This window comes from Sulfitobacter sabulilitoris, assembly GCF_005887615.1.
Taxonomy (GTDB): domain Bacteria; phylum Pseudomonadota; class Alphaproteobacteria; order Rhodobacterales; family Rhodobacteraceae; genus Sulfitobacter_E; species Sulfitobacter_E sabulilitoris.
On sequence record NZ_VANS01000001.1, the window covers coordinates 246,785 to 261,793 of the forward strand.

General features: G+C 65.9%; 13 protein-coding genes. 10 read left to right on the plus strand and 3 right to left on the minus strand.

Features of this window, described 5'->3' with window-relative positions; translation table 11 throughout:
* Positions 1 to 777: 777 nt before the first annotated feature.
* The 10 genes from FDT80_RS01105 (at position 778) to FDT80_RS01150 (ending at position 12,930) form a co-directional block, all read left to right on the plus strand.
* Complete coding sequence (locus tag FDT80_RS01105; RefSeq protein ID WP_138660400.1) at positions 778 to 1,632, plus strand: helix-turn-helix domain-containing protein; 855 nt, start codon at positions 778 to 780, stop codon at positions 1,630 to 1,632.
* A 114-nt stretch (positions 1,633 to 1,746) separates the two neighbouring features.
* A complete protein-coding gene (locus FDT80_RS01110; RefSeq protein WP_138660401.1) occupies positions 1,747 to 4,734 on the plus strand; it encodes a xanthine dehydrogenase family protein molybdopterin-binding subunit in 2,988 nt (995 codons plus the stop codon).
* Positions 4,731 to 5,558: an FAD binding domain-containing protein gene (locus FDT80_RS01115; protein WP_138660402.1), complete on the plus strand. Its 828-nt coding sequence runs from the start codon at positions 4,731 to 4,733 to the stop codon at positions 5,556 to 5,558. Before FDT80_RS01110 ends, FDT80_RS01115 begins: the two co-directional genes overlap by 4 nt.
* Positions 5,546 to 6,052: a (2Fe-2S)-binding protein gene (locus FDT80_RS01120; protein WP_138660403.1), complete on the plus strand. Its 507-nt coding sequence runs from the start codon at positions 5,546 to 5,548 to the stop codon at positions 6,050 to 6,052. Before FDT80_RS01115 ends, FDT80_RS01120 begins: the two co-directional genes overlap by 13 nt.
* Positions 6,045 to 7,574 (plus strand): AMP-binding protein, encoded by a 1,530-nt coding sequence (locus tag FDT80_RS01125; protein ID WP_138660404.1) that lies wholly within the window; start codon positions 6,045 to 6,047, stop codon positions 7,572 to 7,574. The genes FDT80_RS01120 and FDT80_RS01125 overlap by 8 nt, the downstream gene beginning before the upstream one ends.
* A 20-nt stretch (positions 7,575 to 7,594) precedes the next feature.
* A complete protein-coding gene (locus FDT80_RS01130) occupies positions 7,595 to 8,401 on the plus strand; it encodes an enoyl-CoA hydratase/isomerase family protein (RefSeq protein WP_138660405.1) in 807 nt (268 codons plus the stop codon).
* A gap of 38 nt (positions 8,402 to 8,439) precedes the next feature.
* Positions 8,440 to 9,699 (plus strand): benzoate/H(+) symporter BenE family transporter, encoded by a 1,260-nt coding sequence (locus tag FDT80_RS01135; protein WP_138660406.1) that lies wholly within the window; start codon positions 8,440 to 8,442, stop codon positions 9,697 to 9,699.
* Between the two features lie 578 nt (positions 9,700 to 10,277).
* The gene (dusA, locus tag FDT80_RS01140) at positions 10,278 to 11,291 is read left to right on the plus strand and encodes a tRNA dihydrouridine(20/20a) synthase DusA (protein ID WP_138660407.1); all 1,014 of its coding nucleotides are present in this window, start codon (positions 10,278 to 10,280) and stop codon (positions 11,289 to 11,291) included.
* Between the two features lie 35 nt (positions 11,292 to 11,326).
* Positions 11,327 to 12,151, plus strand: a complete 825-nt coding sequence (locus FDT80_RS01145) for a sulfite exporter TauE/SafE family protein (protein WP_138660408.1) — start codon at positions 11,327 to 11,329, stop codon at positions 12,149 to 12,151.
* A 26-nt stretch (positions 12,152 to 12,177) separates the two neighbouring features.
* Positions 12,178 to 12,930, plus strand: coding sequence for a hypothetical protein (locus tag FDT80_RS01150; protein ID WP_246039788.1), 753 nt, complete (start codon positions 12,178 to 12,180; stop codon positions 12,928 to 12,930).
* A gap of 40 nt (positions 12,931 to 12,970) precedes the next feature.
* Here FDT80_RS01150 and FDT80_RS01155 read toward each other — a convergent pair whose 3' ends face one another.
* The 3 genes from FDT80_RS01155 to ccmI are packed head-to-tail and all read right to left on the minus strand — an operon-like array spanning position 12,971 to position 14,924.
* On the minus strand, positions 12,971 to 13,201 hold the full coding sequence (locus FDT80_RS01155; RefSeq protein WP_138660409.1) for a DUF1289 domain-containing protein: 231 nt from the start codon (positions 13,199 to 13,201) through the stop codon (positions 12,971 to 12,973).
* On the minus strand, positions 13,198 to 13,686 hold the full coding sequence (ruvX, locus tag FDT80_RS01160) for a Holliday junction resolvase RuvX (protein WP_138660410.1): 489 nt from the start codon (positions 13,684 to 13,686) through the stop codon (positions 13,198 to 13,200). Before ruvX ends, FDT80_RS01155 begins: the two co-directional genes overlap by 4 nt.
* Positions 13,683 to 14,924, minus strand: a complete 1,242-nt coding sequence (ccmI, locus tag FDT80_RS01165) for a c-type cytochrome biogenesis protein CcmI (RefSeq protein ID WP_138660411.1) — start codon at positions 14,922 to 14,924, stop codon at positions 13,683 to 13,685. The genes ruvX and ccmI overlap by 4 nt, the downstream gene beginning before the upstream one ends.
* Positions 14,925 to 15,009 lie beyond the last annotated feature (85 nt).

Here is a 15,009-nt window from a genome sequence, read left to right on the forward strand (position 1 = left end):
TGTCTGAACCGCAACCGATCGACCGTCAAACGTCGGTATTCTGCATCTCGCCGATCAAGAACGACCTCGATGATGACAAGAGCCTTCACCGTGTCAGGCGCTGTCCGCCTCTCCGTCGCGCCGATGGGGGATCGAACGGGCGGTTGGAAATTTCCTTTTCATTTCCCGTGCTTTGCTGTCGCGCGGTAGGCGATGTTGCAAGAAACCTTGCAACCAATTCAAGCCCGCTCTCCGGTACGCGAGAGCTTTCAAAACCGCGACGGCCCACCCCGCGATGGTCTGCGGTGAAGAACAGGGTGATTTCTTGTGCGACACGATAGCCCGCGATCTTCTGATACGGACCTCGGTAACCGCGTCTTCCTTTTTTGATCGGGGCGCAGAGAACCGTCGCCCCCCCCCGAGACCTGCCGTTCTTGCATCTTGCGGCGGATGAGGACCGGGCCCAGTATGTGCTCGGAGCGGGAATGTCTGCAATTCTCACGACAGTAGATGCCAAGTCTGCCTGGAAGGAAGAAAGCATGATTGTGCCATCTGACGCCGGTCCGAGAAGATGGGCATTTTCGGTGTCAGTGAAGGGAGCCTAAGGCGCTAACCGGTTGCGCCGGGGGGGAGAAGGCCAGGTCAGATGTGATCTGACGCGTCAACCGGCAGCTCCGAGCGGAGCAAGGCGTCGCAACTTTGCCATTTGGCTTCTGCCGGATGGACAGAGCGCCCCCGCGGCCAAGCAAGTCACCGGGCATAATTTGACCGACCCGAGAAAACTGTTAAGGATTATGGATGTCATCTGCGCTTAGGATCGCCATTGGTTCGTTCGGTCGGGTCGCACTCCTCGATATGGACCGACCCCTGGTCAAGCACGCCCACCAACAATGCCATGTACTTCTGAAGGTCGAGGGCGCGGATACGGAGTTCGATGTCGGCGGGACCAGAGTGCCGCTGACCGATGACAGCGCCGTGCTCATCAATGCCTGGGAGCATCACAGCTACGTGCACCGCGACGGTCAGCCGCCGACGATCATCCTCGCACTTTATATCGAGCCGACCTGGCTTGGGTCGTTCCGCGGGAATTGGCAGGCCAGCGCTGGACCGGGGTTCTTTCCGCGTCCAGGCGGTGCGATCACGCCGCAGATACGCCGCCAAGTCGGGGCGACGGCAGAGGCGATGGTTCAAGCCCCGGGCGATGCGGCCGCGCATGAGCAACTGATTGGCCGGCTGATGATCTCGATCATCGAGCGGTTGGCGCTTTGGCGCGAGGCGCAGCCCTCGCTCCGGGCCCGTGCCAAGGCGATGCGCGCGCCCGACCGGCGTATCGCGCGGGCGCTGGCGCTGATGCGCGAGGACCCGGTCCGCATTACTTCCATGGATTGGCTCGCGCGCGAGATCGGGTTGTCGCGTGCGCATTTCTTCCGGCTCTTCGAGGCGGAGACGGGACTCTCGCCAAGGATCTATCTGAATACCCAGCGGGTGGAGCGCGCGGTGCAGGCGGTCGCCAGTGAGGCGCGCAGCTTCGTAGCCATCTCCGAGGAACTCGGCTTTTCGGTGCCGGCGCATTTTTCGCGCTTCTTTCACGATCACGCGGGTTCGTCGCCGCGCACGTTCCGCGATGTCACCGCCTTGCGCGACAAAGCCTGACCACGGTTTTTGAGACTCCTCGGTAAGTTCTGAGACCTCACGGGATCGCGGGGCGTGTCGGCCATCTCATAACGTCTCCTCCAGGGGCTTGCCCATGCCAAGCCGGGAGGGAACATGAAAGATAACGCTACAGAGCCATTTGTCGGACGGTCGGTCACGCGCGTCGAGGATCAGGCGCTGCTGTCCGGGCACGGACGCTTCATGGACGATCTGCCCATCGCGGCGGGCACGCTGGCCCTGGCGTTCGTGCGTTCGCCGCACGGGCATGCGGAAATCCGGTCGGTGGATATGGCCGAGGCCGCCGCCGCCCCGGGCGTGGTTGCCGTAATCACCGGGCGCGATGTGATGGCGCGCATTCGCTCGATGACCGTTGGCGTGAAGGCCGATGTCGAATGCTGGCCCATGGCGGTGGACCGCGTGCGCTATGTCGGCGAGCCGGTGGCCATGGTTGTCGCGACGGACCGTTACCTGGCAGAGGATGCCGCCGATCTGGTCGCGGTCGACTACGCTCCGCTCGGTGCCGTCGTGGATCCCGTCGCGGCGCTTGCCGAAAACGCTCCGGTGCTGCATCCAAGTCTTGGCGGCAACCTCATCAACGAGCGGCGCTTTCGCTATGGCGATCCCGAGGCCGCCTTTGACGCGGCCCCGCACCGGATCGGCATCGACGTCACCTATCCGCGCAGCGCCTGCACGCCAATCGAGACATACGGCGTGATCGCCAGTTACGAGCCCGGCGAGGATGCCTATGACATCACCGCGAATTTCCAGGGCCCGTTTTCGATCCATGCGGTCGTGGCCCGGTCGCTCAAGGTGCCCGGCAACCGGTTGCGGCTGCGCACGCCGCCCGATTCGGGCGGCTCTTTCGGGATCAAGCAGGGCGTCTTTCCCTACATGATCCTTTTGGGCATCGCGGCGCGGATCGCGCAAGCGCCCGTCAAATGGATCGAGGACCGGCTGGAGCATCTTTCAGCCAGCGTCTCGGCCACCAACCGTCAGACGCGGATCGAGGCGGCGGTGGAAGCCGATGGTCGGATCACCGCGCTCGACTGGGACCAGATCGAGGATTGCGGCGCCCATCTGCGTGCGCCGGAGCCTGCGACGCTCTACCGGATGCATGGCAACATGACCGGCGCTTACGACATTCGAAACATGGCGATCCGCAATCGCGTCGTGCTGACCAACAAGACGCCGACGGGGCTCAACCGCGGCTTTGGCGGCCCGCAGATGTATTTCGCGCTGGAGCGGCTGATGGACGCCATCGCGCGGCAGATGGGGTTGGATCGGCTGGACGTGATCCGCCGGAACCTGGTGCCTGCCAATGCCTTCCCCTACCGCACCGCCAGCGGCGCGCTGCTCGACTCGGGTGATTATGCCACTGCCCTGAACCGCGCTGTCGATGAGGGGGGGCTGGCAGAGCTCTGCGCCCGCCGCGACAAGGCGCGCGCCGAGGGCCGTCGCTACGGCATCGGCTTTGCCTGCGTGGTGGAGCCTTCGGTGTCGAACATGGGCTATATCACGACCGTCCTGACGCCCCAAGAGCGCGCCAAGGCGGGGCCGAAGAACGGCGCGCAGGCCACGGCGACGGTCGCGATCGACCCGCTGGGCTCTGTCACTGTCAAGGTCGCCTCGGTTCCGCAGGGCCAGGGCCACCGGACCGTGCTTGCGCAGGTGGTCGCCGACAAGTTCGGCCTGCCTTTGGCCGCGGTGCGCGTTCTGGCGGATGTCGACACGATGCGCGATGCCTGGTCCATCGCCTCGGGCAATTACGCATCGCGCTTTGCCCCCGCCGTGGCCGGAGCCGCCGAGATCGCGGCGTCGCGGCTGCGCGACAAGCTGGCCAAGGTCGCGGCGGCGCAACTGAACATCGCCCCCGGAGACGTCACATTCGAAGCAGGCCGCATCGGTGCAGCGGGCAATCCCGATAACAGCCTGTCGTTCGCAAGGGTGGCGGCCACGGCGCATTGGTCGCCGGGCACGCTGCCGGACGACGTCGACCAGACCATGCGCGAGACCGTTTACTGGACCCCGCCCGAGTTGGAAGCGCCGACGGCGCAAGACGGGATCAATTCCTCGCTCTGTCACGGGTTCATTTTCGATTTCTGCGGGATCGAGATCGACCCCGAAACGGCCGAGCCGAAGATCGACCGCTATGTGACCATGCATGATTGTGGGCGTATCCTGCATCCCGCCATGGTCGATGGGCAGGTGCGCGGCGGCTTTGCCCAAGCTGTCGGCGCGGCCTTCCTCGAGGAATATGCCTATGGGGCCGATGGGTCGTTCCAGTCGGGCACGCTCGCCGACTACCTGCTGCCCACGGTGATGGAAGTGCCCGAGCCGCTCATCCTGCACCACGAAACCCCGTCGCCCTTCACCCCGCTGGGGGCCAAGGGCGTGGGTGAAGGCAACTGCATGTCCACCCCGGTGTGCATCGCCAATGCGGTGGCCGACGCGCTTGCTCCGGATGGTCCTGCGCCCGACATCGTGCTTCCCATAACGGCGGCGAAACTTGCCCCGCTTATCTTTGGCGACGAGCCGGTGTCGAAAGAGCCGGTGCCCGAAACGCAGGCCGAAGCCAGCGCGAACGGGCGCAAGCTGACCGGCGAGGGCCGCGCCGTGGTGCAGGCCAGCCGCGAGGATATATGGAAGATGCTGCTCGACCCCGCGACGCTGGAGGCGATCATCCCCGGCTCGCATGGCGTGCAGAAGGTTGGCGAGACCCGCTTCAAGGCGGACGTGACGTTGGGCATCGGCCCGGTCCGGGGCCGCTACAAGGCCGATATCGAACTCTCCGACCTCGATCCGCCCAATGCCGTGACGCTGTCGGGCCGTGCCGTGGGCGCGCTGGGAAACGGCGGCGGACATGGCCGCGTGACGCTGACCGACACCGCTGAGGGCACCGAGATCGCCTATCGCTACGAGGCCCAGATCGGCGGCAAAGTCGCCTCGGTCGGCGGGCGGCTCCTCGACGGGGCGGCCAAGGTCGTGATCGGCGAGTTCTTCCGCGCGCTGGCCCGTCACAGCGGCGGTGGCGGCGCGGGCAGCGGACCGTTGGCCCGCCTGCGGCGCCTCCTGCAAAGCATCGCGACAGGAGGCCGGTCATGAAGCCCGCTCCTTTCGATCTTGTTGTCGCCACCGATCTGGGCGAAGCGCTGGAGGCGCTGCATCAGGGCGGCACCGAGGCCCGCGTCATCGCTGGCGGCCAGTCGCTTGTGCCGATGCTGAACATGCGCCTTGCCCGGCCTGCCACGCTGATCGACATTACCCGCATCCCGGAACTGTCGCGGATCGAGGCAACCGCCGACACTGTCAGCGTCGGGGCCGCCGTGCGTCAGACAACGCTGGAGCGTTGGGAGGACCTGGCGGACCGCCTGCCGCTCGTGCGCGCCGCGCTCCCTTGGGTCGGGCACACGCAGTTGCGCAATCGCGGTACGGTCTGCGGCTCTGTCGCCCATGCCGATCCCAGCGCCGAGCTGCCGCTTTGCCTGATCGCACTGGGCGGTTCCGTGACCCTGCGCCGTCGTCGCAAGACGCGGCAGGTCGCGGCGCGCGACTTCTTTCAGGGCATGATGTCCACCGACCTCGCCCCCGGAGAGATGATCGCTTCCGTCACCTTCCCGACGCACCGCAAGGGCACCGGATACGCGTTTCGCGAAGTGGCCCGCCGCCACGGCGATTTCGCCATCGTCGCCTGCGCCGCCATCGCACGGCACGATGGGAGCGCCACGCTGACCGTGGGCGGTGTCGCGGATACGCCCCGCACGCTCGACCTGCCTGCGGAGGCTGCCGATCTGGACGACAGACTGAACGAATTTGCCTGGCATCTGCAGGCCCGTGACGACCTGCATGCCACCGCACGCTACCGCCGCGACCTGGTCCGGCACCTTGGCCGCGCAACCTTGAAGGAGGCTTTGTCATGCCGCGACTGACCCAAGACGAAACGCATGAGGTGCGCTTCACCCTGAACGGACGCGCCGTCTCTGCCCGCGTATCCCCGCGTCTGTTGCTGACGGACGTCCTGCGCCATGAGATCGGCGCGACAGGTACGCACGTCGGCTGCGAGCACGGCGTTTGCGGGGCCTGCACGGTGCAGGTGGACGGGGAGCCCGTGCGCGCCTGCCTGATGCTTGCCGCGCAGGCCGAGGGCAGCGAGATCCGCACGGTCGAAGGGCTTGCGAAGAGAGAACAGCTTGCGCCGCTGCAAGAGGCCTTCCGCGAAAACTTCGCGCTGCAGTGCGGCTTCTGCACGGCAGGCATCCTGATGACGCTTGATGCTCTGTTTTCGCGCGAACCGGACGCTGAAGAAGACACGATCCGCGAGGCTCTGTCGGGGCATCTGTGCCGCTGCACTGGCTATGTGCCCATCGTTCAGGCGGCACTGGCCGTCCGCAACCGCATCAAGGGAGGACCAATCGATGCTTGACCTCGGAACCAGCTTTATCGCGTCCGTGGAGCGCGACCCCGGCGCACTGGCGATCGCCGAAGGCGACCGGACACTCACCTATGCCGACTGGTTCATCCGGATCAGCGCGCTTGTGGACGGGCTGGGCCAGATGGGGCTGCGCAAGGGCGATACGCTCGTCACGGCGATGCAGAACCGCTGGGAGAATGCCTCGCTGCATTGGGCCTGCCAGTTGGCGGGAATCGTGATCACGCCGGTCAATTGGCGGGTCACGGCAGATGAGTTGGACCATGCGTTGCGCGATAGCGCCGCCCGCGTTCTCGTTCATGACGATGCCGCGGCCGAGGCGGTTGCCGGATCGGCGCTGGTCTCGGGTCTGACCGTTCTGACGCTGCATGGCGATCATGGTCTCGCAGCCATGCTGTCGGGCCGCGCGCCCGATGCGCTGCCGCAAGCGGGGCCCGAAGACCTGTCGGTCATGCTCTATACCTCGGGGACCACGTCCAAGCCCAAGGGCGTGCCGCGACGCCACCGGGCCGAGCGGGCCGCGGCCATCGCCCATGTGGCGCAGAACATGTACGGCAATGGCGAACGGACGCTGGGCGTCATGCCGCTCTACCATACGATGGGCATCCGGTCGCTTTTGTCGGCCAGCGTCATCGGTGGCGCCTTCATCTGCCTGCCGCGGTTCGACCCGCCGGGCGCGCTCGCCGCGATCGAGCGGCATGGCGTCACGAACCTTTACCTCGTGCCGACGCTCTATCACGACATCGTCCATCACGCCGATTTCACGCCATCGCGGGTGGCGAGCGTGCGCAAGCTGGGCTTTGCCGGGGCGTCGATGACCGACGGTCTGCTTCGGAAACTCGCCGACGCCTTCAAGCCCGATCTTTTCGTGAACCATTACGGCTCGTCCGAGATCTACACCTTCTCCATCTGTCAAGACGCGGCGGCCAAGCCCGGATCGGCGGGTCGCGCCGCGATCAACCAGCGCCTGCGCATCGTGCCGCTCGGCGCGGCGGATGCCAGCCAGACCTGCGCGCCGGGCGAGGAAGGCGAGATCGTCGCCGCCATGCAAGGCGACGAGGCGTTCGAGGGCTATTGGAACCGCCCCGAAGCGGATCGCAAGGCCATCCGCGACGGCTGGTACTTCACCGGTGATTGCGGGCTTTTCGACGAAGACGGCGATCTGTTCGTCACGGGCCGCACCGACGACATGATCATCACCGGCGGCGAGAATGTCTCGCCGGTCGAGGTGGAGAGTTGCCTGTCGCTGCATCCCGGCGTGGCCGAGGTCGCGGTCGTCGGCCTGCCCGATCCACGCTGGGGCAAGATCGTGACCGCCTTCGTCAGGCGCGACGGCACCGTCACCGAGGACGAACTCGATGCCCATTGCCGCAACTCCGACCTGTCGAATTTCCGCCGTCCCCGCCGCTACGTCTTTGTGCGCGAGATCCCGAAATCCCCCGTCGGAAAACTGCTGCGTCGCCTGCTCGTCGCCGGCGACTACGAGGCCGAACCGACCCAGAACACACCTGCCTAATCCAACAGAAAGAGACTGAAATGACAGAGACCATGACCTTTTCCGATCCGCGTCTGGCCGAACTGGACGGCTTCAATGTCCGCCTCGACGCCGAGAACGAGCGCGCCGACATCATCTTGGCGCGCCCGCCCTATAACGTCATCTCGATGGGTGCACGCGATCAGTTGCGCCTTGTCTTCGAGGCACTCGATGCCGACGCGCGTGTCCGCATCATCGTCATCTCGGGCGAGGGCGAACATTTCTCCTCGGGCGGCAATATCAAGGGCTTCCTTGAGGCCAGCCCGGAACATGTCTCGCACCTGGCCTGGAACATCGCAGCACCTGCGCGCTGCTCCAAGCCGGTGATCGCGGCCAATCGCGGGTACACTTTCGGCGTCGGTTTCGAGCTGTCGCTGGCTTGCGATTTCAGGATCGCGTCCGAGACGTGCCGCTACGCGCTGCCCGAACAGAAGCTGGGCCAGATCCCCGGATCGGGCGGCTCTGCCCGCCTGCAGAAGATCGTCGGCGTCACCCGCACCAAGGACATCGTCATGCGCTCCAGGCGCATCAAGGGCCAGCAGGCTTTCGACTGGGGCATCGCCACCGAATGCGTGCCCGATGGCGATCTCGAACAGGCGGTCACCGATCTCGTCAAAGAGTTGCGCGAATTCTCTCCGATGGCGCAGCGCACCGCGAAGAAACTTCTGAACGACACCGACGACGCGCTCTTGAGTACCGCGATCGAGATGGAGGGGCTCAACTACAGCCGCCTGCGGCAATCGGAAGATTTCCGCGAGGGCGTCGAGGCCTTCCACGACAAGCGCAAGCCTGCGTTCACCGGCCGCTGAGGCGGCCACGCATCCATATCCCAGGGAGGAAACCCAAAATGGAACGGACACAACACTCAGACTGGATCGAGAAAGGGCCGGGCTTCGGCGCGGGGCTTTCGGGGCTGCGCGAGGCGCTTGGCATCAAGACCGCCAGCGCCGGGCTCGTCGCGGCGATCTTCGGATGCTCCGGCCCGGCGCTGATCGTCATCGGCGCGGCCAACAATGGCGGGCTGACGGAGGGGCAGACCGTGGCCTGGCTCCTGGCGATCTACGGCCTTGGCGGAGTGATCAGCCTGATCATGGCGCTTTATTACAAACTGCCGGTGACGGGGGCCTATTCCATCCCCGGCGCAGCACTGGTCGCCGGTGCACTTGGCACGTTCCCGTTCGAGCAGGCTGTCGGTGCCTTCCTGATGGCGGGCGCGATGGTCTTCGTGCTGGGCATCACCGGGCTCATCGGCAAGGTGATGCGCTGGCTGCCGATGCCCATAGTCATGGCGATGATCGCGGGCGCGCTCATCCGGTTCGGTATCGGGGCCGTGACCTCGATCGAAAAGCTGCCCATTGTGGTCGGGGCGGCGACCATCGCCTTTTTCCTGTCGATGCGGTTTCTGCGGGCGGTCCCGCCGGTGCTGACGGCACTGGTGGTCGGTCTGGTCGCGGTGGCCCTGACAGGCGGCTTCCAGGGCGGCGATGCGGCGATCAGCTTTGTCGCGCCGGAATTCACCGCGCCGGTCTTCACGGTCGATGCGTTTTTGGCCATTGCCGTGCCGCTGGCTGTCCTGGTCATCGGGGCCGAGAACGCCCAGGCCATCGGAGTCCTCTACGCCGAAGGCTACCGCCCGCCGATCAATGCCATGACCGTGATCTCTGGCGTCGGCGGCATGCTGGCGGGGCTTATCGGCGGGCATAACGCCAATATTGCCGGGCCCATGACGGCGATCTGTTCTTCTGATCAGGCAGGCGAGAACCCCGAGGAGCGGTATGCCGCGACGGTGTTGAACGGTGTGCTGTTTGCCGCCTTCGGGGTATTTGCCGGAGTGGCGGTGCCGCTCATCATGGCACTGCCCGGACCGCTGATCGGTGCGGTTGCGGGGCTGGCGATGATCACTGTCCTGCTAAGCGCATTCCAATCCGCTTTCGACAGGAATGCGGGTCATCAAATCGGTGCCTTCGTTGCGCTGATCGTCGCAATGTCGAATGTGTCCTTCCTGAGCATCAGCGCGCCGTTCTGGGCGCTGGTGGCGGGTGCCGCAGTGTCGGTTCTGAATGAGCGGGTTGCCAGGTCACCCGCCGTTGGCACCACCCCAACTTGAAGCAAGGCGCTTGCCTGTTCTTGTCACCGGGATTGGGGGGCGATGGTGCGAGCACCTCGCCCCCCAGTTCATCATGTTTGGAGTGGCCGTGATTTTTCCAATGTCGCTGCGATGGCTCAACACCTAAATTTTCTTGGCGGATGTCCCCAAAACGTGTCGGTCCGCTGTGCGGACGGGATGGCTCCTCTCATAGGCAATTCATGACAACGGCACTGTGGCGCATCGCGACGACGGATCATGCAGGACCATCCTTTCCATCCGCACTGCTGGCATCCAACCCAATGGATCGAAACGTCGGCTTCAAGCCTTATCATCCTGGAAGCAAAGCAGTTTGAAGGTCGAATATCCTACCACCAACGTCTGTGATCCGGAAAACGCGCAGCCATGCCCAAAGGTGCAAAGACCGTGTGGGGAAAGCGTGCGGCAGCTTGGAAGAGGGCCGATAGAAAGCGGTGATTGCATCATCTGTTTTTGACCGCAGCATGTGTTGTAAATTAGTGGAAAAAGGGCGCGAACAGGCAGTAATCGGACAAAATCTTCTTCTGGTGGCGGCTATTGATTCTGTTTAGACGAAGGTCATGGAAAGAAAATCGCAGAATATCGTACCGTGGCGAATGTCCATTGCGCCGATGATGGATTGGACCGACCGGCATTGCAGGTATCTGCACCGGCAGTTGAGCCGCCGCACGCTGCTCTATACCGAAATGGTGACGGCGCCCGCGCTGGTGCGCGGTGGTGCGCTGCATCTTCTGGATCACCATCCCGACGAGCACCCTGTCGCATTGCAACTGGGCGGGTCCGATCCCGTCGAACTGGCGCAGGCGGCGCGGATCGGCGAGCAGGCGGGGTATGACGAGATAAACCTGAATGTCGGCTGCCCTTCTGACCGGGTGCAATCGGGTGCATTCGGCGCGGTGCTGATGAAGCAGCCCGCGCTGGTGGCCGACTGCGTCGCGGCGATGCGCGCGGCGACAAAAGTCGAGGTGACGGTGAAATGCCGCATCGGGGTGGACGATCAGGACCCCGAAGAGGTGCTGCCGGAGTTCCTGTCGCGCATGGTCGGCGCGGGGATCGAGCGGGTCAGCATTCATGCCCGCAAGGCCTGGCTGGAAGGGCTGAGCCCCAAGGAGAACCGCGATATCCCGCCGCTGGATCACGACCTGGTGCTGCGGATGAAGGGGCTCTTTCCCAACCTGCATATCTCGATCAATGGCGGCATCACCTCGCTGGATCAGGCGCGGGAGTTTCTGGATCGGGGCCTTGACGGCGTGATGATCGGGCGCGCGGCCTATCACAGCCCCGCCGATATCCTCTGCGCCGCCGACCCGTTGATCTATGGCACGGGCGAGGAGACCACGCCCGAGGCCGCCGTGCGCGCCATGCTGCCCTATATCGAGGCGCACCTGGCCGGGGGCGGCAAGCTGAACCAGGTCACCCGGCACATGATGGGGCTGTTCGCGGGGCGCCCCGGTGCACGCCAGTGGCGGCGCATGCTGTCGGAGGGCGCGCATGTTCCGGGTGCGGGGCCCGAACTGGTCGATGCGGCGATGGACCAGGTGACGGCACTGGCGGTGCCGGCGGATGCGGTGTAGGCACGCCCCCAAGACAAATTCCAAAGGATAAAATCATGCAGGACATGGGACTTTTGCTGCAGATGCTTGCGCTTTTGCTGTTCATCGGCGCGTTCGCGGGCGTTCTGGCGGGGCTTTTGGGCGTGGGCGGAGGCATCGTGCTGGTGCCCGCGTTTTTCTATGCCTTTCAGACGCTGGGCTATGGCGGCCCGCAATTGATGCAGATGTGCCTTGCGACCTCGCTGGCGACGATCATCGTGACCTCTGTGCGTTCGGTTCTTGGCCACAACAAGAAAGGCGCCGTGGACTGGGAAATCTTGCGCACCTGGGCGCCGGGCATCGTGATCGGCGCGATCGTCGGGATGTTGCTGGTGGCGCAATTGCGCACCACGACACTGCAGGCGATCTTTGGCGGGCTCGCGCTGATCGTGGGGCTCTACATGGGCTTTGGCCGCTCTCACTGGCGCCTGGGGCAGGCCATGCCCAAGGGAATTCTGCGCGCGGTCCTGTCGCCGGTGATGGGGTTTCTGTCGGTTCTGATGGGTATCGGCGGGGGCAGCTTCGGCGTGCCGACAATGAGCCTTTACAATGTTCCGATCCACCGGGCGGTGGCGACGGCGGCGGGCTTTGGCGTGTTGATTGCCGTGCCGTCGGTGGTCGGGTTCCTGTTCGTCGCGATCGACCCCGCGTCGCGCCCGCCCTACACGCTGGGGGCGGTCAACGGTGTCGCTTTCCTTGTGACCATCGCGATGACCCTGCTGACCGCGCCGCTCGGCGTCAGGCTCGCGCATGCGATGGACCCCAAGCCGCTCAAGCGTGTGTTCGCGGTGTTCCTGGTGCTGGTGGCGCTGAACATGCTGCGCCGCGCCTTTGGGTGGTAGGCGACTGGTCCGACAGGGGCTGGGCGGTGTTCCCGCCCGAGCCGGATATGTGCGACTGGGCGCGTCATGCACGGCGCGCGGCGCAGCGCGCTGTCGCTGACCCTTCCCATGCCGCGCAATTTCAGTGCAAGGGCACGTGGTTCGTCGGTCTCGATGCACTGGACAACGATCCGCAGGGCCGCGTGGCGGGCGCAGGTCCGCTGCGCGGCGCCGCGGTCGAGGCGATCCGCGCCGTCCATGGCTGGCCCGCATTGCACCGCGCGCAGATCTCGATCACCTATCCCGACTATCCCAAACCGCGCGCGACGGAAACCGACGCCGCCTTTGCCTATCGCCGCGACCGCGACGCCGCGCATGTGGACGGGGTGCTGGGGCTGGGCTCCCCAAAGCGCCGTTTCGTGCGCGAACCGCATTCCTTCATCCTCGGCGTGCCGCTGACCGATGCCGCGCCTCAGGCCGCGCCGCTGGTGGTGTGGGACGGAAGCCACAGGATCATGCGCGACGCCTTTGCCCGCGCCTTTGCGGGGCGCGACCCCGCCACGCTGGGCGATCTGGACGTGACGGAGACCTATCAGGCCGCGCGGCGCACCGCGTTCGAGACATGCGCCCGCGTCGTCGTGCATGGCGCGCCGGGGTCGGCCTATGTCGTTCACCGGCTGGCGCTGCATGGTGTCGCGCCTTGGGGACAGGGGGCCACGGCCGCGCCGGAGGGCCGCATGATCGCCTATTTCAGGCCACCGATGCCAGGTGGTGCCGCAGCCTGGGTCGCGGCGGGCTGATCCATTCGTCCGGGGCCCGGCCCCGTGCCGGGTGCGCAGATCAGCGCGCCAGTCGCGCGGCGCGCCCGCCGCGGCGTTTGGCGATCTGGCCCGACCGCGCGGGCAGCTCGGCCATGATCGCGCGGCGATCCTCGGCGCTCAGTTTCGACCAGCGGGTGATTTCGTCGATCGACCGCAGGCATCCCGTGCACAAACGCGCCTCGGGATGGATGACGCAGATCTTGATGCAGGGGCTTTCGACCTCCGCGCGCTTCCAGACCTCGTCACTCATTCGATCACCCCTTTCAGAACCCGCAGCCGGTCCAGCACCCCTTGCAGGATAAACCCCGCGGCCACGTGGTCGATCACCTCGGCGCGACGCTTTCGCGACGTATCCGCCTCAAGCAGGGCGCGTTCCGCCGCCACCGTGCTCAGCCGTTCATCCCAAAAGCCGATGGGCATGTCCACCAATTCGGGCAGCCGCGCCAGGTTGCGTGCAAAGGCGCGCGTCGACTGGCAGCGCGGGCCTTCTGAGCCGTCCATGTTTCGCGGCAGGCCCAGCACCAGCCCGCCGATCCGCCGGGCCGCGAGGATCTGCACCAGCGCCGCGGCATCCAGTCCGAACTTGCGGCGACGGATCGTCTGGAGCGGCGTGGCGACGCTCAGGAAGTTGTCGCTGACCGCCACGCCAATGGTCTTTTCCCCAAGGTCGAGGCCGGCAATCGCCTGCATCGGGGGCAGGGCGGCGGCGAATTCGGCGACATCGTCAAGGATCACTCCACCACCCTCGCGCGCTGGCCCGCACGGCGCATCAGGTCAAGCGCGGTCTCGTCGCCGGCGAAGACCTCGACCGCGTTGTCATAGACCGCGCGCGCCCGGCCGGTTTCGCCCAACACGCCCAAGGCGCCGATAAGCTGCGCCCAGTCCTCTGCCGGGCCACCCTGCGTCGCCAGCCGCTCGGACAGGCGGCCGACCATGCCTTCGATCATCTCCATGCGTTGCGCCGGGGTCATGTCCTGCGCGGCCTCGATATCGGCGGCGTCGGGGCCACGGCCCGCTGCGACGCCTATCTCGGGCAGTTGGTAGCGGACACCGGCCCGCAGGGCCATCTCCTCGATCTGGTTGAGAATGGGCGCGATCCAGGGGGCATCCTCGGGCCCCTCGCGCAGCAGTTGGTCCCACAGGCGAAAGGCGGTGTCGGGCCGCCCGGTCTGCGCCAGCATCAGCCCCATGTAATAGCGTGCGGTGCCATTCGTGCCGTCGCGGGCCAGCGCCGCGCGCAGCACCGCTTCGGCCTCGGGCGAGACATAGCCGCCCGCCGCGATGATCAGCATGTCGGCATAGTCGATCATCTCGTCCACGCTGGCCTGCGCGCCCTTGATGCGCAGCACGGCCTGCTGCGCACGGGCGGCGGCGGCGTAATTGCCAAGGTTGGCTTCGCTCTGGGCCAGCAACAGATGTCCTTGCAGGTCGTCGGGCCGCGCCGCGACGGTGGCGCGCAACTGTTCGACCAGCGCGATGTAATCGGGGCTGGCATCGCCGGGCACCTGCGCATCGGGCAGGCTGGCTTCGGCCTCGGACTGGCCGGGCCGTTCGCGGCGCAGGGTCTCGGCCATCTCGATCCGCTGCGCCAGCGCCAGATCGCCGTATCCCGGGGCGCCCAGCCGCAGATACAACGCAAAGCTGCCCGCGACCATGCCGGCGACCAGCAGGCCCGCCAGCACGGCGGTCGTCCGGCTGCCGTCGGCTTCGGTCTCGGGCGCGGCCCGCACTTCGGCATCGGCGGCCAGCAGGCGGCGCGACACTTCGGTGCGCGCACGGTCGGCATCTGCCCGCGACACCACGCCGCGTTCCAGATCCCGCTCCACCTCGCGCAGCTGGTCACGGTAGACATCGACGTCATAGGCCGCCGGTGACCGGTCGTCCGCCGCCTGCGCGCGCGACCGCGCAAGGCTCAGCGCAAGCAGCCCCGAGACGACAAGTGCCAATAGCCCGGTGAGTATCCAGAACGCCATGCGACCTCTTTCGTTGGTTCGTCCCTTGATGTAGCGATCAAAGGGCAGCGACAAAAGGGCCAATCGGCCCCGATCCGCGGCGCGG